Raw genomic sequence first — 25,629 nt, 5'->3', positions numbered from 1 at the left:
TCCGACTCATGCTCGGGTCATTACCCTAGCACATAAATAGAACGCTCGTGCTAATCTCTGCTGATCGGGTTGCGGTGCAAGAGACCATCGCCCACAATACGATCCCGAAAAAAGCATTCTAACGGTAAGAGGAGCATCAATGACCCCCGCAAGTCTCATTGAGCAGTACGGCCCGCGCGAGTCGATGGAATACGACGTGGTGATCGTCGGCGGCGGCCCGGCTGGCTTGTCCGCGGCGATCCGCCTGAAGCAGCTGGCGGCCGACAAGGGCGTCGAGCTCGGCGTCTGCGTGCTGGAAAAAGGCTCGGAGATCGGGGCGCACATCCTCTCGGGGGCGGTCATGGACCCCCGCGCGTTAAATGAACTGATTCCCGACTGGAAGGAAAAAGGCGCGCCTCTGGACGTCGAAGTCACCGAAGACCGCTTCCTGTTCCTCTCGGAAACCGGCGCGAAGAGCGTGCCGACCTGGGCGCTGCCGGACAATTTCAAGAACCACGGCAACTACGTGATCAGCCTCGCCAACGTCACGCGTTGGCTGGGCCAGCAGGCCGAAGCGCTGGGCGTGGAGATTTTCCCAGGCTTTCCTGCTGCGGAGGTGCTGTACAACGACGACGGTTCGGTAAAAGGCGTCGCCACGGGCAACCTGGGCATCGGCAAAGATGGCCAGCCGACTGAAAACTTCCAGCTCGGCATGGAATTGCACGCCAAGTACACCCTCTTCTGCGAAGGCGCGCGCGGGCATCTCGGGCGTCAGCTGAACGAGAAGTTCAGGCTGCGCGACGGCGCCGATCCGCAGGTCTACGGCATCGGCATCAAGGAGTTGTGGGAGATCGATCCGTCGAAACACAAGCCGGGGCTCGTCATGCACACGGCCGGCTGGCCTTTGCAGACGGACACGTACGGCGGCTCGTTCCTCTATCACATGGACAACAACCAGGTGGTGGTCGGCTTTGTGGTCGGTCTCGGCTATACGAATCCGTATCTCTCGCCGTTCGAGGAATTCCAGCGCTACAAGACGCATCCGGCAATCCGTCATTTTCTGGAAGGCGGCAAGCGCGTGTCGTACGGCGCGCGTGCGATCACTGCGGGCGGCCTGATGTCGCTGCCGAAACTCGTGTTCCCCGGCGGCGCACTGGTTGGCGACGACGCGGGCTTCCTGAACGCATCGCGTATCAAGGGCTCGCATGCGGCGATCAAGACCGGCATGCTCGCCGCCGATGCTGCTTTTGAAGCCGTGCAGGCAGGCCGCACGAGCGACGAGCTCACGGCTTATCCCGAGTCGTTCAAGACTTCGTGGCTGCACACGGAGCTCTACAAGGCCCGCAACTTCAAGCAGTGGATGAGCAAGGGCCTGTACCTCGGCACGTTGATGGTCGGCATCGAGCAGAAGGTGCTCGGCGGCAATGTGCCGTGGACGCTGCACCACCAGCATTCCGATCATGAGATGCTCAAGCCCGCCTCGCAATGCACGCCGATCAAATACCCGAAACCGGACGGCAAGCTGACCTTCGACCGGTTGTCTTCAGTGTTCATATCGAACACGAATCACGAAGAGAATCAGCCCGCTCACTTGACGCTGAAAGATCCCACGGTGCCGGTGAACGTGAACTGGCAGACGTATGCAGGCCCGGAGTCGCGTTACTGCCCGGCGGCCGTTTATGAGTTCGTGAAGAACGACGACGGCAGCGAGCGGCTGGTGATCAACGCGCAGAACTGCGTGCACTGCAAGACGTGCGACATCAAGGACCCGACGCAGAACATCGTGTGGGTGACGCCTGAAGGCGGCGGCGGGCCGAACTACCCGAACATGTGAGCGGCGCCTCGCCTTCGCAACATATGCAGACGACCTCTGCGTTGCGAAGGCAACCCGCTCAGCCGCGCACCATTCCTTCGATGCGCGCGCGCACCCGTGCCACGACCGGTGCCCAGGCGCCCACTGCCGGTTGCCGGAACAGTTCGATCGAATCGTACCAGGGCGTAACCGGCGCCCCCACTCCCCAGAACCATGCCGATACGTGATCGATCATCAAACACGTCGGTACGCCGAGCGCGCCGGCCAGATGGGCGGGCCCGCTGTCGATCGTGACCACCAGATCGAGATTCGCCAGCAGCGCGGCGACATCGTCGAACCCAGCATCGAAGTAACGAGTAGGATCGACGACGTCGAAGCCCCTTGCACGCCATTGCACGACCGTCTCGCCACGTCCCGGCGACAGCGCGAAATACGTGACACCGGCCACGCTCAATAACGGCTCAAGTTGCTCGGTTGGCACCGAACGCCGCGCATCGCGGATATGGTCCGGATTCCCATTCCACACGAGTCCCACTTTGCGATTGCCGGGTTTGCCGTCGACGCAGGCTTGCACCCACCGCTGCCACGGTTGCAGACGTTGCGGGTCGGCGCTCAGATAGGGCGCGCCCCAACCCGTCGCCTCGAAAATGCCTAGACGTAAGGGCAAGCTCATCAGCCCGCAATGAAAATCAGGCCGCGTTTCGAGGCTTGTTTCGAGCCGCAGGTCGGCAGGCAGCGTCCGTTCGAAAAGATGCCGCAACGGCCCGTCGTGACCGAAGATGACCTGGCCGCCCTCGCGCCGCGCACGTTCGGCGAGCAACGGCAGAAAGCGCACTGCCCACAGGCAATCGCCGTTGCCCTGCTCGCCGTACACGACGAGGGTCTTGCCCGCCAGTGACTCTCCTTGCCAGGGCGCGCTGATCGCTGCGAGCGCGTGCTGCGCATTGTTCAGATCGCCGGCGAACGCAAGGCGCGATTCGTAGTGCGCCCAGCCCTCGGCGAAACGCCCGCTGCGGATCTCGAGTTCGGACAAATCGAACAATGCATGCGCGTTATCCGCTGACAACGCGAGCACCTGACGAAGGAGCGCTTCGGCTTCCGCAAAACGCGCCTGCTCCTTGATACACAAAGCCAGCTTATGAAGCGCGACCGGATTGCCGGGCACGAGGCGCACGGCTTCACGCAGCAAATTCTCAGCAGTCGCGAAATCGTCACGATGTTGCGCGGCGGCCGACCGCCAGATCAATGCATTCGCATCGGCGGGATTGTGTGAGAGCAGCAGTGCCGTGGCGGACTCGACAAGCACCCAATCGCGCGCGACGAACGCCGTCTGCGCGATAGTGTGGAGCAGCGTCGGCTCACAGGCTGGATCGGCTCGGTACGCGCGCACGAGAGCCCCGAGCGCTTCGCGTTGCAGCGCTTTGTCGCCGCCCGCGTGTTGCAGCAGCGTCTGGCCGAACATGAGACAGTCGCGCGCGACTGCGTGCGGCGCCGCGGCGCGTGCCCGCAACGCCGGGAGGATGTTGTCCGCCGGCTGGCTGGAGAGATGATTCATGCGAAAAGCGCAGTTCGCGCAATGCGATTGAAACGCGCGAACCGCGCCCTTTACGGCGCGCTTGCGGCGATCTTCGGCGTATTCACCGAGACGTCGCCACATTGCGCGCGGTGGCGCAACGCATGGTCGATCAGCACCAGCGCAAGCATGGATTCCGCGATGGGCGTGGCGCGAATGCCGACGCACGGGTCATGGCGCCCGAACGTTTCGACAATCGCCGGTTGCCCGGCTTTGTCGATTGAGCGGCGCGGCGTACGAATGCTCGACGTCGGCTTGATCGCGATCGACACGGTGATGTCCTGGCCGGTGGAAATACCGCCGAGCACACCGCCAGCGTTATTGCCGACAAAGCCTTCGGGCGTGAGTTCGTCGCCATGCACGGAGCCGCGCTGCGCGACGCTCGCAAACCCCGCGCCGATCTCCACGCCCTTCACTGCGTTGATACCCATCATGGCGTGAGCGATGTCCGCGTCGAGCCGGTCGAACAACGGCTCGCCGAGCCCGACGGGCACGCCAGACGCCACCACGTTGATGCGGGCGCCAATCGAGTCGCCCTCTTTGCGCAGCGCGTCCATATACGCTTCGAGTTGCGGCACGATGTCCGCGTTCGGCACGAAGAACGGGTTCTCGCGCACATGCGCCCAGTCGACGAACGGCACGTCGATCTCGCCAAGCGCGGCCATGTAGCCACGAATTTCCGTGCCGAACTTCTCGCGCAACCATTTCTTTGCGACGGCACCGGCCGCGACCGTAGGCGCTGTCAAACGCGCCGACGAACGGCCGCCGCCGCGATAGTCGCGAATGCCGTACTTTTGCCAGTACGTGTAGTCGGCGTGGCCGGGGCGAAACGTGTCCACGATATTGCCGTAGTCTTTGCTGCGCTGGTCCGTATTGCGAATCAGCAGCGCAATGGGTGCACCAGTGGTGTTTCCCTCGAACACGCCCGACAGAATCTCGACCTTGTCTTCTTCCTGACGCTGCGTGACGTGGCGCGACGTGCCCGGCTTGCGGCGGTCGAGCTCCAGCTGGATGTCGGCTTCGGTGAGCGCCATGCCCGGCGGGCAGCCGTCGATCACGCAGCCGATAGCCGGGCCGTGCGATTCGCCGAAGGTCGTGACAGTAAAAAGCGTACCGAGCGTGTTGCCGGACATGAGCGTCGTCCAAAGGAATGCGGGGAAGACGCTATTATGCCAGCCCCTTGCAGCCCGGGACGCGCCGCGCGCCGGCTTATGACTTCAGGACAAGATCACGGCTACTTCCGCGCCCCGCGCAAGTCGGTGACGATTCTCTGCAGCAGCTCGGGCGTGGCGAGCGCCGGCTCGATCGGCTCGCCTACTGCCAGGGTCAGCCGGCTCATCACGCCCTTTTGCACGGGGCGCGGCCAGCGTGCGTCGTCGGCGCGGGAAAACACGCTGCCCCACAGGCCGCGCAACGCCATTGGAATGACCGGCGCGGGCGTGCGCGCGATGATTTCCGTGACCCCGTGACGGAACTGATTCATGTCGCCGGTCCGGGTGAGCTTGCCTTCGGGAAAGATGCAAACCAGTTCGCCGTCGGCAAGCGCCTGTGCGCAACGCTCGTAAGCGCGCGCCAGCACCTGCGGGTTCTGATGCGCGGGCGCTATCGGAATCGCCTTCGCATGACGAAAGACCCAGCCCGCGAACCAGGTTTTGAAGATCTGATGGTCCATGACGAAGCGGATCGGCCGTGGACTCTCGGCCATGATCACGACCGCATCCACGAAGCTCACGTGATTGCACACGAGCACGGCCGCGCCCTCTTCTGGAATCCGCTCCGCGTGCACGAGGCGAATCCGATAGAACGTGTGCACGAGCACCCATGCGATAAAGCGCAGCAGGAACTCGGGCACCAGTGAATAGATGTAGGTCGCCACCACGATGTTGAGCAGCGCGGTCACGAGAAAAATGGCCGGAATACTGAAGCCCGCCGATGTCAGCCCGACCGCCATCAACGCCGAGACGATCATGAACAGCGAATTGAGAATATTGTTCGCGGCGATGATGCGCGCCCGGTGGCTCGGCTGGCTGCGGCTCTGGATCAGTGCATAAAGCGGCACGCTGTAGAAACCGCCGAACATGGCTAGCAGAAACAGATCGGCGAGCACGCGCCAATGCGCGGCGCGCACGAGGAACTCGCCGACGCTCAACAAGTGACCGGCGGCCGGCAACGCGTGGCTTGCGAAAAACAGGTCGATGGCGAACACGCTCATGCCGATCGAGCCGAGCGGCACGAGGCCGATCTCGATACGCCGCTTGGACAGCTTCTCGCACAGCAGCGAGCCAAGGCCGATACCGACCGAGAAGGTGCCGAGCAGCACCGTCACGACGTCCGGATTGGCCGACAGCACATCTTTTGCAAAGCTGAAGAACGACGACAGAAACGTCGCGCCCACGAACCACAACCACGATATGCCGAGCAGGCTCAGAAACACCGTTCGGTTTTCGCGCGCGAGCTTGAGATTGCGCCAGGTCTCGCTGACCGGATTCCAGTTGATGCGCAAATCCGGCTGCGGCGCCGCTGTCACCGGCACGAAGCTCGATACGACGCGCCCCGCGAGCGCAATGGCGACGCAGGCACAAGCCAGCACCAGCGCGCCATGTTCGACGAAACCCGCGCCCGCGCCGCCGACAATCGTGCCGACCAGAATCGCGACGAAGGTGCCCATCTCGACCATGCCGTTGCCGCCGACCAGTTCCTCGCGCGACAGATGCTGCGGCAGGTATGAATACTTGACCGGCCCGAACACGGTCGAATGGACGCCCATCAGAAACGTGCACAGATACAACAGCGGTGCGCTATGCAGCAGGAAGCCCGCGCCGCCGATCGGCATGACGACGATCTCGAAGCTCTTCACGAAGCGCGTGAGCATTGCCTTGTCGTACTTGTCGGCGATCTGTCCGGACGTGGCCGACAACAACACGAAAGGCAAAATGAAGATTGCCGAAATCATGAACGCCGCGGTCTTCGGGTCGACGCCTGAGAATCGCGCCGCCTGAAACGTGACGAGCGACGTGAAACCAATCTTGAAGACGTTGTCGTTCATCGCGCCCAGGAATTGCGTCCAGAAAAACGGCGCAAAGCGGCGCTGGCTCAGCAGCTTGAATTGCGATTCGTGCTGGCCATGCTGGCGCGCGGCACGGTGGGCGGCGGCTGATCGCGACGTGGGCTGCGTGGGTGGCGTGGGGGGCAACGGGCTTTGACTCATGAAGTTCGTTGAAACGGATTCAGTAGCAGGCGTAAAGAAAAGCGGCTGAAGGTCACATGGGAACCTTGACGGCGCGCACAAAAAAAGCGCGCGCTCTCGCGCACGCCTTTATTCGATGTTTCGCCCCACCGCCGCGCCCGGGCACCGCGGCGCCCTGGTCAGCCGCCCACGCGGCAATACCAACGACCCCGCAAGCGGGCCACTGCGCATCAACGCGCCGGCTGCTGCCCCTGCTCTTCCGGCCAGTCGCGGATGTACGCCTTCAGCATGCGGTTTTCAAAGCCCTGCTCCTCGACCACCGCCTTCGCGACGTCGTAGAAAGAAATAACGCCCATCAGCGTGCGACTCTCCATGACCGGCAGGTAACGCACGTGATGTTCGAGCATCATGCGGCGCACTTCGTTGACGTCCGTTTCCGGCGTGCAGGTGAGCGGATGATCGTCCATGACCTTGCGGATTGTGGACGTGCCCACGCTTCCGCCGTTCTCGCTGAGCGTAAGAATAATCTCGCGGAATGTCAGCATGCCGACCAGGTCGCCGTACTCCATGACGACGAGCGAGCCAATGTCGTGCTCGGCCATGGTGTTGACTGCGTCGTGCAGCGTGGCGTCTGGCGTGACCGTGAAAAGGGTGTTGCCTTTGACTTTAAGAATGTCGCTGACTCGCATGATTTGTCTCCCGAAATACCCGCTAGGCATGGTGATGCATCAATGACTTTCGATCCTAGCGGAAAGGCCCATAAAAGGAAAGCGGCCCGCCCATCAAGGCGCGGCGGGCTCGCGCCGCCCTGCAAAGGCCGCGCGGCGCGCAGGCGCATCGGGAAAACCGCGCTTGAAGCAGTTCATGCCGGTGATACGATGGCCGCCACTTTCACCTTTCGCGAGGCTGTCCGTGGCCTCGCCGACCCGCATGTCCGCCAACCGTTTCGATACGCTTGCGCTGCACGCCGGCGCCGCTCCCGACCCCGCCACCGGCGCGCGCGCCACGCCGATCTATCAGACCACGTCGTTTTCGTTTCGCGACTCGGACCACGCGGCCGCGCTCTTCAACATGGAGCGCGCTGGCCACGTCTACTCGCGCATTTCGAATCCGACCGTGGCCGTATTCGAAGAGCGGGTTGCCGCGCTCGAAAACGGCGCGGGCGCGATCGGCACGGCAAGCGGCCAGGCCGCCTTGCATCTGGCCATCGTCACGCTAATGGGCGCGGGCTCGCACATCGTCGCTTCGAGCGCGCTATACGGCGGCTCACACAATCTGCTGCATTACACGTTGCGCCGCTTCGGCATCGAGACGACCTTCGTCAAACCCGGCGATACCGACGCATGGCGCGCGGCTCTGCGCCCCAACACGCGCCTGCTGTTCGGCGAAACGCTCGGCAATCCGGGGCTCGACGTGCTCGACATCGCAACCGTTGCGCAGATCGCCCATGAGCACCGCGTGCCGCTTCTCGTCGATTCGACGTTCACCACGCCGTACCTGCTGAAGCCTTTCGAGCACGGCGCCGACTTCGTCTATCACTCGGCGACCAAATTCCTGGGCGGCCACGGCACGACCATTGGCGGCGTGCTGGTGGACGGCGGCACGTTCGACTTCGACGCCTCCGGGCGCTTCCCGGAATTCACCGAGCCTTACGACGGTTTTCACAGCATGGTATTCAGCGAGGAAAGCACCGCCGCTCCCTTCCTGCTGCGCGCTCGCCGCGAAGGCTTGCGCGACTTCGGCGCGTGCCTGCATCCGCAAGCCGCGTGGCAGCTTCTGCAAGGCATTGAAACGCTGCCCTTGCGGATGGAGCGGCACGTGGCCAACACACGCCGCGTGGTCGAGTTCCTGACCGGTCATGCGGCGGTCGAAGCCGTCGCGTATCCGGAGTTGCCGACGCATCCCGATCACGCGCTCGCAAGGCGTCTGCTGCCGCGTGGCGCGGGCGCCGTATTCAGCTTCAATCTGCGCGGCGACCGCGCCGCCGGCCGCAGTTTTATCGAAGCACTCTCGCTGTTCTCGCACCTCGCGAACGTGGGCGATGCGCGCTCGCTGGTAATCCATCCCGCTTCCACGACTCACTTTCGCATGGACGCCGCCGCGCTCGCCGCGGCCGGCATAGCCGAAGGCACGATCCGGTTGTCGATCGGCCTCGAGGACCCCGACGACCTGATCGACGACCTGAAACGCGGGCTGAAGGCCGCACAGAAAGCGTCTGGCTCAGCGGCGCCGCGAAGCGCGAAATCTGTTTCCGCCGACCCTCGCGGCCCGGGTTCTCCGGCTTCAGGTTCCGGCCAGGAGTCCGCATGATTCTCGACGTTCAAGGTAAAGCCGCCTACGCCTACACCGGCGGCAAACCGTTCGACGCCACTCTGCCGAGCGCCGTCTTCATCCACGGCGCGGAGCACGACCATAGCGTATGGGCGCTGCAGACGCGCTACTTCGCGCATCACGGCTTCGGCGTGCTCGCCGTGGATCTGCCTGGGCACTGCCGCAGCGCCGGCCCGGCGCTGCGCACGGTCGCGGCCATGGCCGACTGGCTCGCCGCATTGCTCGACGCCGCGGGCGTGCAGCGCGTATTCGTAGCCGGCCACAGCATGGGCTCGCTCGTCGCGCTCGACTTCGCGGGCCGCTATCCGCAACGAACCACTCACCTGGCTCTGCTCGCCACCGCTTTGCCAATGGCCGTCTCCGACACCTTGCTGGAGACCGCCCTGCACCGCGAGCCCGAAGCGATCGGCATGGTCAATCAATGGTCGCACTCGACGCTCGCCGCAAAGCCTTCGTGCCCCGGTCCCGGCTTCTGGCTGCACGGTATGAATCAGCGGTTGATGGAGCGTGTTTCGGCAAAGGGCGAAGCGAATCTCTTTCACACCGACTTCACCGCGTGCAATACGTACGCCGACGGCCTCGCGCGGGCCGCGCAGATTCGCTGCGCGACGCGCGTCGTTGTCGGCCGGCGCGATGCGATGACGCCGCCGCGAGCCGCGAAGGCGTTGGCCGATGCGCTTACGCAAGCAGGCGCACCGGTAGACACGGTGACGCTCGACGCCGGTCACGCGCTGATGACCGAGCAGCCGGACGCCACGCTCGACGCGCTGTTCAGCTTCGCTTGCACGCCGCCACTCGACGCGGGCTAGCCGCTGGGCGATTGCAAGCCGGCGGCTTCACGTTTCGCAAGCCGTGAAGAGCCCTAACGATAGCGGCTGCGAAACGTCGGCGCCATCGTCCGAACGGCCAGGTTGCGCGAGGCACACGATAGCCGCACAATGGATCGAGCCTGTCCTTATCGAGGCGCCGCAGGCATGCAGGCGCTCTCGTGAAAAGAGAGTTCGCAGCGGCGGGCGCGCAATCGCAACGCGTAGCAATACGGAGGCCGTTATGGCTCATACCGCGCACACCGACCACTTCGCGAGCTTCGCGGAGTTTTACCCGTACTACCTGACCGAGCATCGCAACCAGGTTTCGCGGCGGCTGCATTTCGTGGGATCGCTCGGGGTCATCGGCTGCCTCGCCATGGCGCTTGCCACCGGCGACTGGCTATGGCTGCCGGCCGCCGTCATCTGCGGATACGGCTTTGCCTGGGTCGGACATTTTTTCTTCGAGAAGAACCGGCCGGCAACCTTCCGTCATCCGCTTTACAGCCTGATGGGCGACTGGGTGATGTTCAAGGACATCTGCGTGGGCAAGATCTCGTTGTAGACCAGGCTCCAGATAGATCCGCCGCCTCGCGCGACGCCTACGCCGCCTGATGCGGCATGGAGGACGCGCCGCGCTCGTTCTGTTCGGCTTCCGACTCGCGTGCCGCGGCACGGGCCGCGAGCAGCGTCGCGAGCGTCACTTTGAGTTTGTCGTTCTCGAGCGCCGCGAGCAGCGTGGCGCCGTCCACCCGAGTAGACGCGAGATGAAGCTGATACTCCAGCTCTGCGCGATCTATGACAAAGAGGTCGTAGACCTGCTGGACGGTGATCTGCGCCGGGTTCGCCAGCAGCAGGAAGTGCGGCCGCGAGCCGTCTTCCTCCAGTTGCGCGATCCATTCGATCTGTTCGAGCCGTTGCAGCAGATTGATGGTGGTATCCATATCGCGGCGGAGCATTCGCGAAAGCTCCGGCACGGTGTAGCCGCGCTTGCCGGCGTCGCGCGCTTCGCAAAGCCGTGCAAGCAGTTCTAGCGAATCGAACAGATTGCTGCCCTCGAAAGTCGGGCGATGAAACTGGCCGATCCTGATCGCAGGCAACGCCGAGGCGATCATCGCGCCCGCCAGCGTGATGAACCAGCACAGGTACATCCACAGCAGGAAGAGCGGCACTGCCGCGAATGCGCCGTAGACCGCGGTGTAAGTGGGAATGCGGCGCACGTAATAGCCAAAGCCGCGCTTGGAGAGCTCGAAAGCGATTGCCGCGGTGACGCCGCCGATCACCGCATCACGCCATTCCACGCGGCAATTCGGCAGATAAACGTAGAGAATCGTGAACGCGAGCGCCGTCAACGGCAATGCCGCACCCGTGAGCGCCCACTCGATCACCGGCGTCATGCGCTGGGCGGCGCTGAACGTCATTGACTGCGTGAACAGATACGACGAGATGGAGAGGCTCACGCCAATCAGAATCGGGCCGAGCGTGATGATCGCCCAGTACACGAGGATGCGCTGCGCGATAGGCCGCGCCTTGCGCACGCGCCAGATCACATTGAACGCGGATTCGATCGTCATCATGGTCATGACCGCCGTGAGAAACAGCAGCACCATGCCGATGGTGGTCAAGCCTTTCGCCTTCGCGGCGAACTGGTTCAGATATTTGAAAATCTGGCTGTTCAGCTGCGCGGGCATCAGATGATCCGCCAGGAAAAACTGCAGCGACTCCTGGAACGAACTGAAGAGCGGAAACGCGGTGAAGAGCGCAAACGCGACGGTGGCGAGCGGCACCAGCGCGAGCATGGTCGTGAACGTGAGACTGCCGGCCACCTGCGGAATACGGTCTTCGCTGCTGCGCTTCGCGGCGAACTGCGCGAGCCGCTTGAGCGTGTCGAGATCGAAACGCACCCTGGACAACAAACCTGCCTCCTTGCTTCGTCGAACCGTGTTTCAGGACCGCATTGCAGAACCGTGCGAAGTTCCTGGCGCGCGCCTGGCCGGATGGCCACCAATGGCTGTGAATCGCTGGGAACGGCCTGTGGAGCGGACCCAAGCCCTATAATACCCGTTCACCGATGAGGCTTAATGAAAGACATTCTTGTGCTCTATTACAGCCGTCACGGCGCCACGCGCGAACTCGCGCTGGCGATCGCGCACGGCGTCGACAGCGTCCCCGGCATGCAGGCGCGGGTTCGGACGGTGCCGCCAGTCTCGACCGTCTGCGAAGCGACACAGCCCGACATTCCCGCCGAAGGACCACCGTACGTCGAACTGCGCGACCTGGAGGAATGTGCGGGCCTCGCGCTCGGCTCGCCGACCCGCTTCGGCAATATGGCCGCTTCGCTCAAGTATTTCCTTGACGGCACGACGCCGCAGTGGCTTTCCGGCGCACTCTCCGGCAAGCCCGCCTGCGTGTTCACGTCCACCGGTAGTCTGCACGGCGGCCAGGAGTCCACGCTGTTATCCATGATGCTGCCGCTGCTTCACCACGGCATGCTGATCGTCGGCATCCCGTACACGGAGAGCGCGCTGAGCACCACGCAGACCGGCGGCACACCATACGGCGCATCGCACTTCGCACGCGCGGGCAGTGCCGAACAAGGCATTTCCGCGGACGAGAAAACACTCGCCATTGCGCTCGGCGCCCGTGTTGCGCGCACGGCGGCATCCATGAGCGAACGGCCGTGAACAATCCAACGCCGCAAAAACGCGGCGCGGCATCTGGCGCGACCGCCGCCCTCATTGCACTGATCGCATTGTCGATTGCATGGGAATGGTGGCTAGCGCCGCTGCGTCCGGGCGGCTCGGCACTGGTGCTCAAGGCGTTGCCGCTGCTGCTGGCGCTGCCGGGCGTGTGGCGCCAGCGGCTCTACACGCTGCAATGGGCGTCGATGTTGATCCTGCTGTACTTTGCCGAAGGCGTCGTGCGCGGCTGGAGCGACCGTGGCTTGAGCGCCCGGCTCGGCTGGCTCGAAGCCGCGCTGACTCTCGTCTTTTTTGTCTGCACGCTGGCCTTCGTTGCACCTTTCAAACGCGCGGCAAAGCGCGCCGCGAAGCTGCGCCGCGAACATCCTTCAAGCGCGGACATCTGAACGTCACGCGCCCCCCACTCAGCCCAAACCCGCTGACCGACCGACATGACCCAAACCGCCTTCCTCGCTGCCTGCCGCGACGCCATCGGCGCCGCCCATGTGTTGACCGACGCGCACGACACAGAGCCCTACCTCACCGACTGGCGCCGCCGCTACACAGGCGCGGCCTGCGCGGTGCTCTGCCCGGCCACGCCCGATGAAGTCGCCGCGCTCGTGAAGCTGGCCGTCGAACACGGCATCGCGCTCGTGCCGCAAGGCGGCAACACCGGTCTTGCCGGCGGCGCCACGCCCGATTCGAGCGGTGCGCAGGCGGTCGTCAGCTTGCGGCGTCTGAATCGCGTGCGCGACATCGACCCGCACAACAACACGATTACCGTCGAAGCCGGTGTCATCCTCGCGGAAGTGCAAAAGCGTGCGGAAGAAGCCGGGCGCCTCTTTCCATTGAGCCTCGCCGCCGAGGGCAGTTGCACGATCGGCGGCAATCTTGCAACCAACGCGGGCGGCACCGGCGTTCTGCGCTACGGCAACACGCGCGAGCTATGCCTCGGCCTCGAAGTGGTCACACCGCAAGGCGAGTTGTGGGACGGTCTGCGCGGACTGCGCAAGGACAACACCGGCTACGATCTGCGCGATCTGTTCATCGGCGCGGAGGGCACGCTCGGCATCATCACCGCGGCCGTGCTGAAGCTGCATCCGCAACCGGCCGCGCGCGTGACGGCGCTCGCCGCGCTTACGTCGCCGCATGCCGCACTCGACTTTCTGTCGCTCACGCAAAGCGTCGCCGGGCCGCTTCTGACCGGTTTCGAACTGATGTCGGATTTCTGCCTGCAGCTCGTTGGCCGGCACTTCGAGCAGATGCGCTATCCGTTCGCGGAACCGCACGCACAAATCGTGCTCCTCGAACTGTCGGACAGCGAAAGCGAAGAGCACGCGCGCGCACTGTTCGAGCGCCTGATGGAAAAGGCGCTCGAAGACGGCGTGGTGCAAGACGCGGTGGTCGCGGAAAGTCTCGCGCAATCGCGCGCGTTCTGGAATTTGCGCGAACATATTCCGCTCGCGCAGGCTGAGGAAGGTCTGAACATCAAGCACGACATTGCCGTGCCGATTTCGCGCATCGGTCATTTCATCGAAGAAACCGGCGCGGCGATCGAGCAGGCAGCGCCGGGCGCGCGCATGGTGACATTCGGCCATCTCGGCGACGGCAACCTGCACTACAACGTGCAGGCGCCGGAGGGCGTGGACGCGCAGGCGTTCCTCGCGCAGTACCAGAGCCCGATCAACCGGGTGGTTTATGACAGCGTGCACCGGCATCGCGGCAGCATCAGCGCGGAACATGGGCTAGGTCAGCTAAAAATCGACGAGGCGATGCACTACAAGCCGAACGTCGAGGTCCAATTGATGCGAGCAGTCAAACGCGCGCTCGATCCGCTGAACCTGATGAACCCGGGCAAGGTGCTACGCTCGAACTAAAGCTGAAACTTCACGCCGAAGCCTGGCCTGCGCATATCGACGCGGGTCACTCGCAGGAGCCCTATCCGTGAAAATTCGCGTGCTGTCCGATCTGCATCTGGAGAACGACGAGCCTGAACTCATTCCGCACGCGCAAGCGGATCTCGTCGTGCTGGCCGGAGACATCCACAACCATGCTGCCGGCCCGCGCTGGGCCGCGCAGGCTTTCGACGGCGCGGTGCCCGTGGTCTACGTGCCGGGCAATCACGAGTACTACGACGGCGAGTTCGGAGCGCTAGAAAGCGCACTTCACGATGCCGCCGCGCAGGTCGACAACGTGCACGTGCTGAACAACGCCGCGCTCGTCGATCCGCAGGGCCGCTGGCGCGTGCTGGGCACGACATTGTGGACGGATTTTGCGCTGTTCGGCGCCGACAGCGCCGCGCTTGAAGAATCGATCGAGGCGTCGCGGCGCGCCATGCTCGACTTTCGCGGACTGATTCAGATGAACTGGCCGCAAGATTCGCAGGACTGCGCCCAGGACTCGGCGCGCGACTTTACGCCCGGCGACTCGCTCGCGCTGCACCGCCAGGCGCGCGCATGGCTCGAGAACGAACTCGCAAAACCATTTGCCGGCCAGACGATCGTAGTCACGCATCACGCGCCGCATCGCTTGAGTCTTGCAGAGCGCTACGCGCAAGACCGCGTGTCCGCCGGATTCGTCAACCACTTGCCGGAACTCGTCCGCGCGCCGGTCGCGCTATGGATTCACGGCCACACGCATACGCCGTTCGACTACACGGTCAACGGCACGCGCGTGGTGTGCAATCCGCGAGGCTACTTCGACCAGCGCAGCGGGCAGTGGGAAAATCCGCAATTTGCGTGGGACAAGGTGGTCGAGATATAGCCCTCGGCGCAGGCGCGGGTTCAGCTTCGCGCGGCCACGGCCGCAAGCTCGAACGATTACCGCCCGCTTCGCTGCTTGCGGGTTTCCGGACGCTCGATCTTGATGGGTGCGAGTTGCGGCTGCTGTTCGCGCAGGCGGCGCAGCAGGTCGCGCGATGCGGCAATGCCGATTAGTCCAAACATGACGGCCACGCCGATCATCAGGTGCGTATCCATGGAATCCTCGTCCTTCAGTGATTGCGATTGCCGAATCGTGGCGGCGAAATGAACGCACCGGCTGGAGCGGCAGCGTCATCGACACGGTATCAAATCGATTTCAGCCCGGAAGTAAGGAAATGTTGCGGCGCGGCGCTCATGTAACAGGGCGCTATCGGTTTGCTGCGAGCGCCGTCGCCGGGCCGTTGTCGTGAGGCGCGGTTCGGGGCGCTGTCTGGGCCGCTGTCAAAGCCGCTTCAGGACCACCGCAGCCGCGCCTCAAGCCGGCGGCACGAGTATCAAGTTCGCCTTCGTCCGCTCGGCTGGCGGCCCATTCACCGGAAACCAGCGTAGGCCAACCCCGGCCTCCCCCGCCTCACGTCCGCGCAAACTGCCGCAACTCTTCCTGATCGGCCGCGAGCGTCGCGGGAAGCTCGTCGCGCAGATGCTCGATCCATGTTCGGATCTTGGCGTCCAGATATTGACGCGACGGATACAACGCATAGAGATTCATTTCCTGCGACGTGTACTCCGGCAGCAGCCACACCAGCGAGCCGTTCCGCAAACCGCTGATTGCCGAGTAGATCGGGATCAAACCGACGCCCATGCCGCTCGCCACCCCGACAGCCATGGCCTCCGCCACGTTCACCTGGAAAGTGGCCGGGCCGAGCGTAATGGTTTCCTCGCCGTTCGGGCCGTCGAACGCCCACTTGTCGGGCGGAAACACTGGCGTGACCATCTGCAGGCACGTGTGGGACGCGAGGTCGGCCGGAGTTTGCGGCACCCCGTGCTTCTCCAGATAGGCCGGCGACGCGCAAACAATGCTGAACGCGCTGCCAAGGCGCTGCGACACCAGTCCCGAATCGGGCAAGCTGGTGGCGAGCGTAAGCGATACGTCGAAGCCTTCGTCGAGCAGATCCGGCATGCGCTGCGCGAGCGTCAGTTCGATATGCACTTCCGGATACCGCTCCTGATAGCGGCCCACGGCCGGCACGACGTAGTGCTGGCCGAAGCTCGTCATTGCATGAACTTTCAACTTGCCGGACGGACGCGCATGAGCGTCGCTCGCCTCGGCTTCAGCCTGATCGACATACGCGAGGATCTGTTCGCAGCGCTGCAGATAGCGCTCGCCGGCCTCGGTCAGCGCAATGCGGCGCGTGGTGCGGTTCAACAGGCGCGTGCGCAGATGCGCTTCCAGATCGGACACCGCGCGTGACGCATACGCGGTGGTCGTATTCAGGTGCTGCGCGGCACCCGTGAAACTGCCCGCTTCGACGACACGGACAAATACGCGCATATTTTGAAGCGTATCCATACCTTTCCTTGATGATCCGCAGCGATTGTTGCACGGTTTGCAAGGGCGATTATCTCAGCCGTCGTAAGAATGCCTTGCATTTTTACCGGTTATTCCCCAATCGATCCAAAAATATAATTGGCAACTTGGTTCTATAGCAACTTTTGGAGGAAATGGTGCAGTCTCCGGTACTAACAAGGATCACCGCAGCCGCGGTTCTTACGATCCTATTAACAATAGCCGGCTGCGCAAATACCGGAGGCATCGCCCCGCAGGCGAGCGGCACAGACCCGGCGTCGCTCGACGCCGGCAACGCCATTCGCGCGGCCGAGGCCGACGCGCAGTGGCCCGCCGCCGACTGGTGGCGCGCCTATAACGACCCCCAGCTCGACGCATGGATCGAGGCCGCACAGGCGAACAACCCGAGCCTCGCCGCCGCTCAGGCGCGCGTGCGCCAGGCCATGTCGATGGCGGGCGTCGCGCGCTCCGCCTTGTCGCCGCAAGTGAACGGCCATCTGTCGATACAGCGTCAGAAATGGGCCGACAACCTCTACTACGGTCCGGGGCCGCTCGCGGGCGAGCAGTCGTGGAACAACACCGGCACGCTCGCGCTGTCCTATCACCTCGATCTGTGGGGCAAGGACAAGAACGCCGCCGAGCGCGCTCTCGACGCCGCGCACGCCAGCGCGGCCGATGCCCGCGCCGCCCAACTCGAACTGCAAGCCAACGTTGTGCGTACCTACATCGAGATGTCGCTGAATTACGCGCTCCTCGACATCGCTCACGCCACCTTGCAGCAACAGCAGCAAATCGCCGACCTGGCCCGCCGACGCCTGAAAGGCGGCATCGGCACGCAACTCGAAGTGAGCCAGGCCGAAACGCCGCTGCCGGAATACGAACGCCAGATCGACTCGATCGAAGAAAACATCGCGCTCAGTCGCAACCAGCTCGCGGCGCTAGCGGGCAAGGGTCCCGGCGCCGGCGACTCGATCCAGCGGCCGGTGCTGTCGCTCGGCGCGCCGGCCGGCTTGCCGAGCGCGCTGCCCGCGGAGTTGATCGGTCATCGGCCCGACGTGGTCGCCGCGCGCTGGACAGTCGCGGCGCAGGCGCGCGGCATCGACGTCGCGAAGGCCGAGTTCTATCCGGACATCGACCTGCTTGCGTCGATCGGCGGTTATGCGGCAATGGGGCCGCTGTTCCAGTTCCTGAAGAATCCGTCGCATAGCTGGAGCGCCGGACCGGCGCTGTCGCTGCCGATCTTCGACGGCGGCCGGCTGCGCTCGCAGCTTGGCGCAGCCTCGGCCAGTTACGACGAGGCGGTGGAGCGCTACAACCAGTCGATCGTCGGCGCGCTGAAGGACATCTCGGACCAGGTCATCCGCATGCGTTCCCTCGCGACACAGGCGCAAGACGCCGACCGTTCGGTCGCCGCCGCGCGCAAGAACTACGAGCTCTCGCGTGAGGGTTATCGGCGCGGTTTGACGGATTATCTGAACGTGCTGATCGCGCAGAATCAGTTGCTTCGTGCCCAGGAAGGCGTGGCCAAAATTCAGGCCGAGCGGCTCGGCGTGCATGCGTCGCTGGTCACGGCCTTGGGCGGCGGGCTCGACGACCCGGCCAACGGTCCGCAAGCGAACCAGACTCTGCCGGGGCACGGCAAGGGCAAGACGGCCGTGCAACCTTCGAATGCGCATGGCGCGAAAGCAGCGGTTGCGCCGGCCGCGACCGGCACGACTGACACGACGGGCACGACGGGCACGGCGGGCGAGCGCAACGCGGACCCCGCAGCGGAAACTACGCCGAAGCGCGCGGCGGCGACCCGCCATGCCGACGCCGGCAACACCGCGTCGGCGCAAACGGCTCCGGCCAACCGCACGGACCACAGCGATTCGACGCACACGGCATCGGCCAGCCACCTCGGCACAGGCAACACCGCGTCGGCGCAATCCGTTGCTGCCGCCCGCCAAAGCCAATCCGCCGCCACGGCCTCCGAACACGCGCGCGCCGCTAACATCGGCGCCCCGGCGGCCGAGTAAGGAAGCCCGCCATGTCAGCCTCCTCTTCCTGCGCCCCGCGCGCTTCGTCGTTCGCCGCCTGGTACTCGGCCGCCGCCGATTGGGCGCGCACCGACGGCCTCACGTGGATCTATCTGTTCAAGGCGCTCGCCGCGAGCTTCCTCGCGCTCGGTATCGCAATGAAGCTCGACCTGCCGCAGCCGCGCACCGCGATGACCACCGTTTTCATCGTGATGCAGCCGCAAAGCGGCATGGTGTTCGCGAAAAGCTTTTACCGGATTTGCGGCACGCTCGTCGGCCTCGTCGTGATGCTTGCGTTGATCGGACTGTTCGCACAGCAGCGCGAATTGTTCCTCGTCACGACGGCGATCTGGGTCGGCATCTGCACGGCGGGCGCCGCGCGTAACCGCAACTTCAGGTCCTACGGGTTCGTGCTCGCCGGATACACGGCCGCGCTGATCGGCATCCCCGCTTCGCAACATCCCGACGGCGCATTTCTGAGCGCGCTCACGCGCGTCGCCGAAGTCGTGCTGGGCATCGTCTGCGCGGGCGCGGTGAGCGGCCTCGTCTTCCCGCAGTTCGCCGGCTTGCAGATGCGCGGCACAGTGCGGGCACGTTTCTCCGCGTTCGTCGAATACGTGTCCGCGTCGCTCGCCGGCCGCAATGACCGCGCGCAGATCGAAGCGACCAATGCGCGCTTCGTCGCGGACATCGTGGGCTTCGAGGCGGCGCGCAGTGTCGCCGTGTTCGAAGGCCCGGATTCGCGGATGCGCGGCGGCCGTCTCGCGCGGCTCAACAGCGAGTTCATGACCGCATCGACGCGCTTTCACGCGCTGCATCAGTTGATGAACCGTCTGCGCGACGCCGGCACGCACGGCGCGGCCATCGCCATCGGCGCGCTCGAACCGTACTTCAAGGAAATCGCGCCGTTGCTCGCGAAGTCCGGCGAACCCGTGTTGAGCGCGGCCGACGCCGCCCACGCCGCCGCGCAACTCGACGCGTACAAGGCCGAACTGCCGCGCCGCGTGCGCGCGACGCGCGCCGCGCTCGAAGCGCATCCCAGTGCGCCGCTGCTCGACTTCGACACGGGCGCGGAACTCCTGTACCGCTTTATCGACGATCTGCATGCCTACGCCGCCACTTACGCGTCGCTTGCCGTCGACAAGCACGAGCGCGAGCGCTGGGTCGAGCGTTATCAGCCAAAGACGAACGCGATCGCCGCAGGCGTCGCCGGCCTGCGCGCGGCTCTCGTGATGATGGTGCTCGGCGCGTTCTGGATCGCCACCGCGTGGCCGAGCGGCTTGACGTTGACGCTGAATGCGGCGACCGTTTGCGCGCTGGCGTCGTCGTCGCCGAATCCGAAACGCACTGTGTTCCAGATGGCGGCGGGCACGCTCGTCGCCTCCGTGATGGGCATGCTCGCGGTGTACGGCGTGTATCCGCGCATCGACGGATTTCCGCTCCTGTGCGCGGCGCTCGCGCCGTTCCTGCTGTTCGGCGTTTTCATGACCACGCGGCCCGCGCTCGCCGGCTACGGCGTCGGCTACTGCATCTTCTTCTGCTTTCTTGCCGGTCCGGACAACGTGATTCATTATGACCCGAGCGCCTTTATCAACGATGCGATGGCGCTCGTGCTCTCGATGCTGGTGTCGTCAGTCGCGTTCGCCGTGCTGCTGCCGCCCTCCACGCCGTGGCTGCGCAACCGGCTGCTCGTGGATCTGCGGCGCCAGGTCGCGGTGGCGAGCCGTGCACGCCTCGGTCGCGTGCGCTCGCGCTTCGAGAGCGGCGCGCGCGATCTGATGTTCCAGATCAACGCGCTCGCGCAGGACGACCCGGCGGCGAAGCGCGACACGTTGCGCTGGCTCTTCTCGGTGCTCGAAGTGGGCAACGCGGTCATCGACCTGCGACGCGAAGTGGCTATGCTGCCCGCCGGCCCGCGCTATGCGAAGACGATGCCGTGGCGGGTCTCGCTGCACACGATGTGCGATGCGCTGAGCGCTCTATTCGAGCGGCCGCGCGCGGACCGTTTCGAGCGTGCGCTCGAAGCCACTGCAAACACGATCCGCGCCGTCCAGTTGCTGCTTGCAGAGTTCACGCCGCCGCGCGATGAGCGCCACCAGCTGCAGCGCATTCTGAGTCAGTTGCATTTCATTCGTACCGCGCTGCTCGATCCGCAATCGCCGCTCGAACCGTTGATGAGCGCACGAGCCGACGCGTCAGAAGGAGTTCCTCATGCCGCGTGACATTGCCGTTTTCGACGCCTACGTGCCCGCGATCGTTCTGCTGTTCATAGCGGGCGCCGTGCTCACCTGGGTGCTGGATCGCGTAATCGCCTACACGGGCGTGTATCGCGTGGTATGGCACCCGTCCCTCTTCCGGGCCAGCCTGCTCGTGTGTGTATGCGGCGTGCTGGGCCTCGCCGTTTATCGTTGATCAGAGTCGAAACATGACCATTCGAAATCTTGTTGGCTTCGTCGCGACAGCCATAATCTTTATCGTCGCGATCCTGCTGGGACGCGTACTGTGGGTTCACTACATGGACGAACCGTGGACGCGCGACGGACGCGTGCGCGCTGAGATCGTCAACGTCGCGCCGGACGTTTCGGGCGCCGTCGTCGATCTGCCGGTGAAGGACAATCAACTGGTGAAGAAAGGCGATCTGCTCATGCAGATCGATCCGTCGCACTATCAGATCGCCGTCGAACAGGCACAGGCCGCGGTGGCCGCGCGCAAGGCCGAATTACAGATGAGGCGCGACGACGCGAAACGACGCGCGGATATGGATTCGCTCGTGGTGTCGAAAGAGAACCAGGAGAATGCGACGCATACCGCGTCGGCCGCCGAGGCTGCGTATCAGCAGGCGCTCGCCGCGCTCGATGCCGCGAAGCTCAATCTGGCGCGCACGCGGGTGGTGTCGCCGGTCGACGGCTACGTGACGAATCTGAATGTGTTTCGCGGCGACTATGCGACAGCCGGCGCGGCGAAGCTCGCCATTGTCGACAGTCACTCGTTCTGGGTCTATGGCTACTTCGAGGAAACCAAGCTGCCGCACGTGCATATCGGCGACAAGGCCGAAGTCCGGCTGATGAGCGGCGGCACTCTCGAAGGCCACGTGGAGAGCATCTCGCGCGGCATCTACGATCGAGACAATCCGCAAAGCCGCGAATTGCTCGCCGATGTGAACCCGACCTTCAACTGGGTCAGGCTCGCGCAGCGCGTGCCGGTGCGCGTGAGGATCGATTCGGTGCCTGACGGTGTGGTGCTCGCGGCGGGGATTACTTGCACCGTGGTGGTGAAGCAGAGTTGAGCGGCGCGGTGCGCGCCCTGCTCGTGCCCGGCGCGCTACCACCTTGTTCCGTCCAACCCGTCCAGCCTCTTACAACCTGAACTTGCCCACCATCTGCTTCAGGCCATGAGCCTGATCGTCGAGCGATCGTGCTGCGGCAGTCGCCTGCTCGACGAGCGCCGCGTTTTGCTGCGTGCCCGAATCCATCTGCGCGACGGCGAGGTTGATCTCCTCGATACCGGCGCTCTGCTCGGAAGAAGCCGCCGAAATCTCGCCCATGATGTCGGTCACGCGCTTCACCGCCTTGACGACTTCGTCCATGGTTTGCCCCGCGTCCTGCGCGAGCGTCGAACCGTTGCCCACGCGTTCGACCGACGTGCTGATCAGCCCTTTGATCTCCTTCGCCGCAGCGGCGCTCCTCTGCGCGAGGTTGCGCACCTCGGCTGCGACCACCGAAAACCCGCGGCCTTCCTCGCCGGCGCGCGCCGCCTCGACTGCCGCATTCAGCGCCAGAATATTCGTCTGAAACGCGATCCCCTCGATTACGCCGATGATATCGCCGATGCTGCGCGCGCTGTCGTTGATCTCATTCATCGTCGCGACGACGCGGCTCACCACTTCGCCACCCTTCTCCGCGATCTCCGACGCGTTATTCGCAAGCGTGCTTGCCTGCTTCGCGTTGTCGGCGTTCTGCCGGACCGTCGACGTCAACTGCTCCATGCTGGTCGCGGTGCGCTCGAGCGCCATCGCCTGCTGCTCGGTGCGCTGCGACAAATCGAGGTTGCCCATCGAAATTTCGCTCGAAGCCGTGGCAATCGCGTCCGCGCTCGATGCAATGTCCGACACCGTTGTCGCAAGACCGCTTTGCATGTCGGAGAGCGCGTACAGTACGCTCGATTTGTCCTTGCGTCCTAGCGTGATGTGGTTCGTCAGATCGCCCGCCGCGATCCGGCTCGCAATCTCCTTCGCGTACGCCGGCTCGCCTCCGAGCTGGCGCGCGAGGCGCCGCACGACCCACTCGCTGATACCGGCGGCCAGCACGATCAGCCCGATCGTCATGACGGCGAGCATCACGAACGACGACTGGTAAATGAAACCGGAGGCGTCGATCGTCGCCTTCGCGGCCGTGCCGCGCTCCGCGACCATTTCGTCGACGAGTTTTTCGAGCTTGCCGGTTTCGACCAGCAGCGACACGTCTTGCGTGCCCACCTGCCAGTTCATCTGCGAGAGGTCGAGCGGCTGCGCCTTCACGAGCGTCACGAAGTCGCGCAGATGCGCGCTCCACACGGTAACAGCGGCGGCAAATTTCTTCTGATGCTCGACGGCCTTCGGATCGGATTTGTCGACGTACTGTTGCAGCGTGCCCAGCTCCGTGGAAAGGCCGTTCAAGCCCTTGTCGATGTCGGCGCCCAGTTCGTCGCGCTCTTTGGCGGTCGTCGCCGTCAACAGCATTTTTTGCGCGCGGCTCGCGCGCAACATGTGGCCGCGGGCTTCTTCCGCAGCGCGGCTCGCCACATGGCCTTGATCGTAAATGGATTGGGCCGACGTGTTCAGGCGGCTGATCTGGGTGAGGGAAAATACGCCGATCGCCAGCGTGCCGATCAGCAGCACCGCGAACGCGAGGCGCAACATCGTCTTGACCGATAGCCCCTTCAAGCTCACCGCCCGCGAGCGGCCGCCGTTTCCACCCTTTCCGCGCGAGGGCAACCCCGCCGCTTTCCCATCCGGAACAAAGCCCGCGCCTGTCCGGCTGCCCAACGAAACTGCTTTCATATTCCCCGTCCCCACGTTTAGAACTGCCGCAAAGGTCTGTTCCGGCATTGCTTCTTATCTCTACGGGTCTACGGCATCGACGTCCGCGATCTTTAGCGCGGTTCGTAAAATGCCGATCGTGATCGCCCGATCCTCGACGCGCAGCTTTGTGAGCGCGCGTCCGCGCCCGTTTTATACATGGCCAAAAATCGCGACAGCGGGTTTATCGGCAGGCTTGGCAGACGCTTACGGTCGTGGCAGCCGCTTGCGACCTGGCACTGCGACAGTGCGCAAAACGCTCCACCGCGCGCCTCGGAGGGCCCGGACCGCCAAGCTTCCTGTCCGATTCGCGACAAAACTTGTCCTTACAATTCGGTCGAGCCACATTAAACTGCGACAAATAGCTGGCCGCCCGCGACGCCGCGTCGAATGCCGAAACGACAAAGCAAGACCATCGCGATTTATCGCCAGCCAGGAATTGCCCCTTCCTTTTCCTTTGCCCAAACGTATGGAAACCAGCCTCGATAAGCGCGCACTCGCCGGCGCGTCAGCCGTTACCGGCACCACCGCCACTGCCACCGCTGCCACCGCGGCGGGCTCGTCCGCACAGCCGGCCGGAACAGCGCAGCGCACGGTTTACTCCGTGCTCGGCGCGATCAGTTTTTCGCATCTGCTCAACGACATGATCCAGTCGTTGATTCTCGCCATCTACCCGATGCTGAAAGACAACTTCTCGTTGTCGTTCGGCCAGATCGGCCTGATCACGCTGACCTATCAGATCACCGCGTCGCTGCTGCAGCCGCTCGTCGGCATTTATACCGACAAGCATCCGAAACCGTACTCGCTGCCCGTCGGCATGGGCTTCACGCTGGCCGGCCTGCTGCTCATGTCGATGGCGCCCAATTTCGGCGTGCTGCTGGTGGCGGCGGCGCTCGTCGGCTGCGGCTCGTCGGTGTTTCATCCGGAGTCGTCGCGGGTCGCGCGCATGGCGTCGGGCGGCCGTCACGGACTTGCGCAATCGCTCTTCCAGGTGGGCGGCAATGCAGGATCGTCGCTAGGACCGCTGCTTGCCGCGCTGATCGTGATTCCGCACGGCCAGCGCAGCATCGCGTGGTTTTCCGTGGCCGCGCTCGTCGCGATCGTCGTGCTCACGCAGATCGGCCGCTGGTACAAGCAGCATCCGTCGGTCAGGAAAGCGCGCAGCCAGACCGGTCATGCGACGCTGTCGCGCAACCAGGTGATGTTCGCGATGGGCGTGCTGATCCTGCTGGTGTTCTCGAAGTACTTCTACCTCGCGAGCATCAACAGCTACTTCACGTTCTATCTGATCGACCGCTTCCATCTGCCGGTGCAGGCCGCGCAGATTCATCTGTTCGTGTTCCTCGCCGCAGTGGCCGCGGGCACCGTGATCGGCGGTCCGATCGGCGACCGGATCGGCCGCAAATACGTGATCTGGGTGTCGATTCTTGGCGTCGCGCCTTTCACGCTGCTGCTGCCCTACGCGAATCTGTTCTGGACCGGCGTGCTGACGGTGATCATCGGCGTCGTGCTGGCCTCGGCGTTCTCCGCGATTCTCGTGTATGCGCAGGAGCTGATTCCGGGCAAGGTCGGCATGGTCGCGGGGCTCTTCTTCGGCTTCGCGTTCGGCATGGGTGGAATCGGCGCGGCGGTGCTGGGTGAACTGGCAGATGCGACCAGTATTGGGTACGTATACAAAATCTGTTCGTTCCTGCCGTTGATCGGCGTGCTGACGGTGTTTCTGCCGGACGTGGAAGGCAAGCGCGCGAAGGCGTAATACTTCCCGTTCGACGGATGAGAAAAGGCGCTGCGGCGCCTTTTTCTTTTTGCTAGCGCCGCTCATGGTGAACCCGCGTTGTCCGGCGAGCCGCGCGTACTCTATGCTTGTGCCACACGCCTCGCTCCGGCGCCGCGCGACGCGGCCGCGGCGCACGGCG

At 64.3% G+C, this 25,629-nt stretch carries 21 protein-coding genes; 13 read left to right on the top strand and 8 right to left on the bottom strand.

The window, feature by feature from the left end; genetic code table 11:
• Positions 1-139: 139 nt before the first annotated feature.
• Positions 140-1,813 (top strand): electron transfer flavoprotein-ubiquinone oxidoreductase, encoded by a 1,674-nt coding sequence (locus RW095_RS24450; protein WP_317021507.1) that lies wholly within the window; start codon positions 140-142, stop codon positions 1,811-1,813.
• 58 nt (positions 1,814-1,871) lie between these two features.
• On the opposite strand, the gene RW095_RS24445 is transcribed toward RW095_RS24450, so the two are convergent.
• From RW095_RS24445 to RW095_RS24430, 4 genes are all read right to left on the bottom strand, one after another.
• Complete coding sequence (locus RW095_RS24445) at positions 1,872-3,347, bottom strand: glycosyltransferase family 9 protein (RefSeq protein ID WP_317021506.1); 1,476 nt, start codon at positions 3,345-3,347, stop codon at positions 1,872-1,874.
• A gap of 50 nt (positions 3,348-3,397) precedes the next feature.
• A complete protein-coding gene (gene aroC, locus RW095_RS24440) occupies positions 3,398-4,498 on the bottom strand; it encodes a chorismate synthase (RefSeq protein ID WP_317021505.1) in 1,101 nt (366 codons plus the stop codon).
• A 101-nt stretch (positions 4,499-4,599) separates the two neighbouring features.
• Complete coding sequence (locus tag RW095_RS24435; RefSeq protein ID WP_317021504.1) at positions 4,600-6,573, bottom strand: MFS transporter; 1,974 nt, start codon at positions 6,571-6,573, stop codon at positions 4,600-4,602.
• A gap of 209 nt (positions 6,574-6,782) precedes the next feature.
• Complete coding sequence (locus RW095_RS24430; RefSeq protein WP_020069514.1) at positions 6,783-7,241, bottom strand: CBS domain-containing protein; 459 nt, start codon at positions 7,239-7,241, stop codon at positions 6,783-6,785.
• 241 nt (positions 7,242-7,482) lie between these two features.
• Between RW095_RS24430 and RW095_RS24425 the strand changes: the two genes are divergently transcribed.
• From RW095_RS24425 to RW095_RS24415, 3 genes are all read left to right on the top strand, one after another.
• Positions 7,483-8,862: an O-acetylhomoserine aminocarboxypropyltransferase gene (locus tag RW095_RS24425; RefSeq protein WP_317022662.1), complete on the top strand. Its 1,380-nt coding sequence runs from the start codon at positions 7,483-7,485 to the stop codon at positions 8,860-8,862.
• Positions 8,859-9,692, top strand: coding sequence for an alpha/beta fold hydrolase (locus RW095_RS24420; RefSeq protein WP_317021503.1), 834 nt, complete (start codon positions 8,859-8,861; stop codon positions 9,690-9,692). Before RW095_RS24425 ends, RW095_RS24420 begins: the two co-directional genes overlap by 4 nt.
• Before the next feature lie 241 nt (positions 9,693-9,933).
• Complete coding sequence (locus RW095_RS24415; RefSeq protein WP_317021502.1) at positions 9,934-10,254, top strand: Mpo1-like protein; 321 nt, start codon at positions 9,934-9,936, stop codon at positions 10,252-10,254.
• A gap of 37 nt (positions 10,255-10,291) precedes the next feature.
• Here RW095_RS24415 and RW095_RS24410 read toward each other — a convergent pair whose 3' ends face one another.
• Positions 10,292-11,605, bottom strand: coding sequence for a YihY family inner membrane protein (locus RW095_RS24410; protein WP_317021501.1), 1,314 nt, complete (start codon positions 11,603-11,605; stop codon positions 10,292-10,294).
• Positions 11,606-11,770: 165 nt separating this feature from the next.
• On the opposite strand from RW095_RS24410, the gene wrbA reads away from it, so the two are divergent.
• The 4 genes from wrbA to RW095_RS24390 all read left to right on the top strand — a co-directional run bounded on the left by wrbA (position 11,771) and on the right by RW095_RS24390 (position 15,133).
• A complete protein-coding gene (gene wrbA, locus RW095_RS24405; RefSeq protein WP_317021500.1) occupies positions 11,771-12,373 on the top strand; it encodes an NAD(P)H:quinone oxidoreductase in 603 nt (200 codons plus the stop codon).
• Positions 12,370-12,777, top strand: coding sequence for a DUF2069 domain-containing protein (locus RW095_RS24400; protein ID WP_317021499.1), 408 nt, complete (start codon positions 12,370-12,372; stop codon positions 12,775-12,777). Before wrbA ends, RW095_RS24400 begins: the two co-directional genes overlap by 4 nt.
• Positions 12,778-12,822: 45 nt before the next feature.
• Complete coding sequence (locus RW095_RS24395) at positions 12,823-14,247, top strand: FAD-binding oxidoreductase (RefSeq protein WP_317021498.1); 1,425 nt, start codon at positions 12,823-12,825, stop codon at positions 14,245-14,247.
• Positions 14,248-14,314: 67 nt separating this feature from the next.
• Entirely contained in the window at positions 14,315-15,133 is an 819-nt protein-coding gene (locus tag RW095_RS24390) for a metallophosphoesterase (protein WP_317021497.1), read from the top strand.
• A gap of 56 nt (positions 15,134-15,189) precedes the next feature.
• Here the strand turns inward: RW095_RS24390 and RW095_RS24385 are convergent, their stop codons facing one another.
• Together RW095_RS24385 and RW095_RS24380 are read right to left on the bottom strand one after the other, a co-directional pair.
• Positions 15,190-15,348 carry a hypothetical protein gene (locus RW095_RS24385; protein WP_317021496.1) on the bottom strand — a complete coding sequence of 53 codons (159 nt, stop codon included), beginning with the start codon at positions 15,346-15,348 and terminating at the stop codon, positions 15,190-15,192.
• A 355-nt stretch (positions 15,349-15,703) separates the two neighbouring features.
• Entirely contained in the window at positions 15,704-16,642 is a 939-nt protein-coding gene (locus RW095_RS24380; protein WP_317021495.1) for a LysR family transcriptional regulator, read from the bottom strand.
• Positions 16,643-16,797: 155 nt separating this feature from the next.
• Between RW095_RS24380 and RW095_RS24375 the strand changes: the two genes are divergently transcribed.
• From RW095_RS24375 to RW095_RS24360, 4 genes are read left to right on the top strand one after another with little or no spacing between them, the layout of a single operon-like run.
• Positions 16,798-18,657, top strand: a complete 1,860-nt coding sequence (locus RW095_RS24375; protein WP_394365216.1) for an efflux transporter outer membrane subunit — start codon at positions 16,798-16,800, stop codon at positions 18,655-18,657.
• Between the two features lie 11 nt (positions 18,658-18,668).
• Positions 18,669-20,879 (top strand): FUSC family protein, encoded by a 2,211-nt coding sequence (locus RW095_RS24370; RefSeq protein WP_317021493.1) that lies wholly within the window; start codon positions 18,669-18,671, stop codon positions 20,877-20,879.
• Entirely contained in the window at positions 20,869-21,069 is a 201-nt protein-coding gene (locus RW095_RS24365) for a DUF1656 domain-containing protein (protein WP_128585618.1), read from the top strand. Before RW095_RS24370 ends, RW095_RS24365 begins: the two co-directional genes overlap by 11 nt.
• 13 nt (positions 21,070-21,082) lie before the next feature.
• Positions 21,083-21,943 (top strand): HlyD family secretion protein, encoded by an 861-nt coding sequence (locus RW095_RS24360; RefSeq protein WP_317021492.1) that lies wholly within the window; start codon positions 21,083-21,085, stop codon positions 21,941-21,943.
• Between the two features lie 69 nt (positions 21,944-22,012).
• Here the strand turns inward: RW095_RS24360 and RW095_RS24355 are convergent, their stop codons facing one another.
• On the bottom strand, positions 22,013-23,695 hold the full coding sequence (locus RW095_RS24355; protein WP_317021491.1) for a methyl-accepting chemotaxis protein: 1,683 nt from the start codon (positions 23,693-23,695) through the stop codon (positions 22,013-22,015).
• A 487-nt stretch (positions 23,696-24,182) separates the two neighbouring features.
• Between RW095_RS24355 and RW095_RS24350 the strand changes: the two genes are divergently transcribed.
• Positions 24,183-25,469, top strand: a complete 1,287-nt coding sequence (locus tag RW095_RS24350; protein ID WP_317021490.1) for an MFS transporter — start codon at positions 24,183-24,185, stop codon at positions 25,467-25,469.
• Positions 25,470-25,629 lie beyond the last annotated feature (160 nt).

It is taken from the genome of Paraburkholderia kirstenboschensis, from assembly GCF_032806925.1.
GTDB classification, from domain to species: Bacteria; Pseudomonadota; Gammaproteobacteria; order Burkholderiales; family Burkholderiaceae; genus Paraburkholderia; species Paraburkholderia kirstenboschensis.
This window is presented reverse-complemented; position numbering and strand designations above follow the sequence as displayed.

What these genes read in the sequence shown, in the direction of transcription:
- RW095_RS24450 (WP_317021507.1), top strand. Translation starts at nt 140, where the DNA reads ATGACCCCCGCAAGTCTCATTGAGCAGTACGGCCCGCGCGAGTCGATG.
- RW095_RS24445 (WP_317021506.1), bottom strand. Translation starts at nt 3,347, where the DNA reads ATGAATCATCTCTCCAGCCAGCCGGCGGACAACATCCTCCCGGCGTTG.
- aroC (WP_317021505.1), bottom strand. Translation starts at nt 4,498, where the DNA reads ATGTCCGGCAACACGCTCGGTACGCTTTTTACTGTCACGACCTTCGGC.
- RW095_RS24435 (WP_317021504.1), bottom strand. Translation starts at nt 6,573, where the DNA reads ATGAGTCAAAGCCCGTTGCCCCCCACGCCACCCACGCAGCCCACGTCG.
- RW095_RS24430 (WP_020069514.1), bottom strand. Translation starts at nt 7,241, where the DNA reads ATGCGAGTCAGCGACATTCTTAAAGTCAAAGGCAACACCCTTTTCACG.
- RW095_RS24425 (WP_317022662.1), top strand. Translation starts at nt 7,483, where the DNA reads ATGTCCGCCAACCGTTTCGATACGCTTGCGCTGCACGCCGGCGCCGCT.
- RW095_RS24420 (WP_317021503.1), top strand. Translation starts at nt 8,859, where the DNA reads ATGATTCTCGACGTTCAAGGTAAAGCCGCCTACGCCTACACCGGCGGC.
- RW095_RS24415 (WP_317021502.1), top strand. Translation starts at nt 9,934, where the DNA reads ATGGCTCATACCGCGCACACCGACCACTTCGCGAGCTTCGCGGAGTTT.
- wrbA (WP_317021500.1), top strand. Translation starts at nt 11,771, where the DNA reads ATGAAAGACATTCTTGTGCTCTATTACAGCCGTCACGGCGCCACGCGC.
- RW095_RS24395 (WP_317021498.1), top strand. Translation starts at nt 12,823, where the DNA reads ATGACCCAAACCGCCTTCCTCGCTGCCTGCCGCGACGCCATCGGCGCC.
- RW095_RS24385 (WP_317021496.1), bottom strand. Translation starts at nt 15,348, where the DNA reads ATGGATACGCACCTGATGATCGGCGTGGCCGTCATGTTTGGACTAATC.
- RW095_RS24380 (WP_317021495.1), bottom strand. Translation starts at nt 16,642, where the DNA reads ATGGATACGCTTCAAAATATGCGCGTATTTGTCCGTGTCGTCGAAGCG.
- RW095_RS24370 (WP_317021493.1), top strand. Translation starts at nt 18,669, where the DNA reads ATGTCAGCCTCCTCTTCCTGCGCCCCGCGCGCTTCGTCGTTCGCCGCC.
- RW095_RS24365 (WP_128585618.1), top strand. Translation starts at nt 20,869, where the DNA reads ATGCCGCGTGACATTGCCGTTTTCGACGCCTACGTGCCCGCGATCGTT.
- RW095_RS24360 (WP_317021492.1), top strand. Translation starts at nt 21,083, where the DNA reads ATGACCATTCGAAATCTTGTTGGCTTCGTCGCGACAGCCATAATCTTT.
- RW095_RS24355 (WP_317021491.1), bottom strand. Translation starts at nt 23,695, where the DNA reads ATGAAAGCAGTTTCGTTGGGCAGCCGGACAGGCGCGGGCTTTGTTCCG.
- RW095_RS24350 (WP_317021490.1), top strand. Translation starts at nt 24,183, where the DNA reads ATGGAAACCAGCCTCGATAAGCGCGCACTCGCCGGCGCGTCAGCCGTT.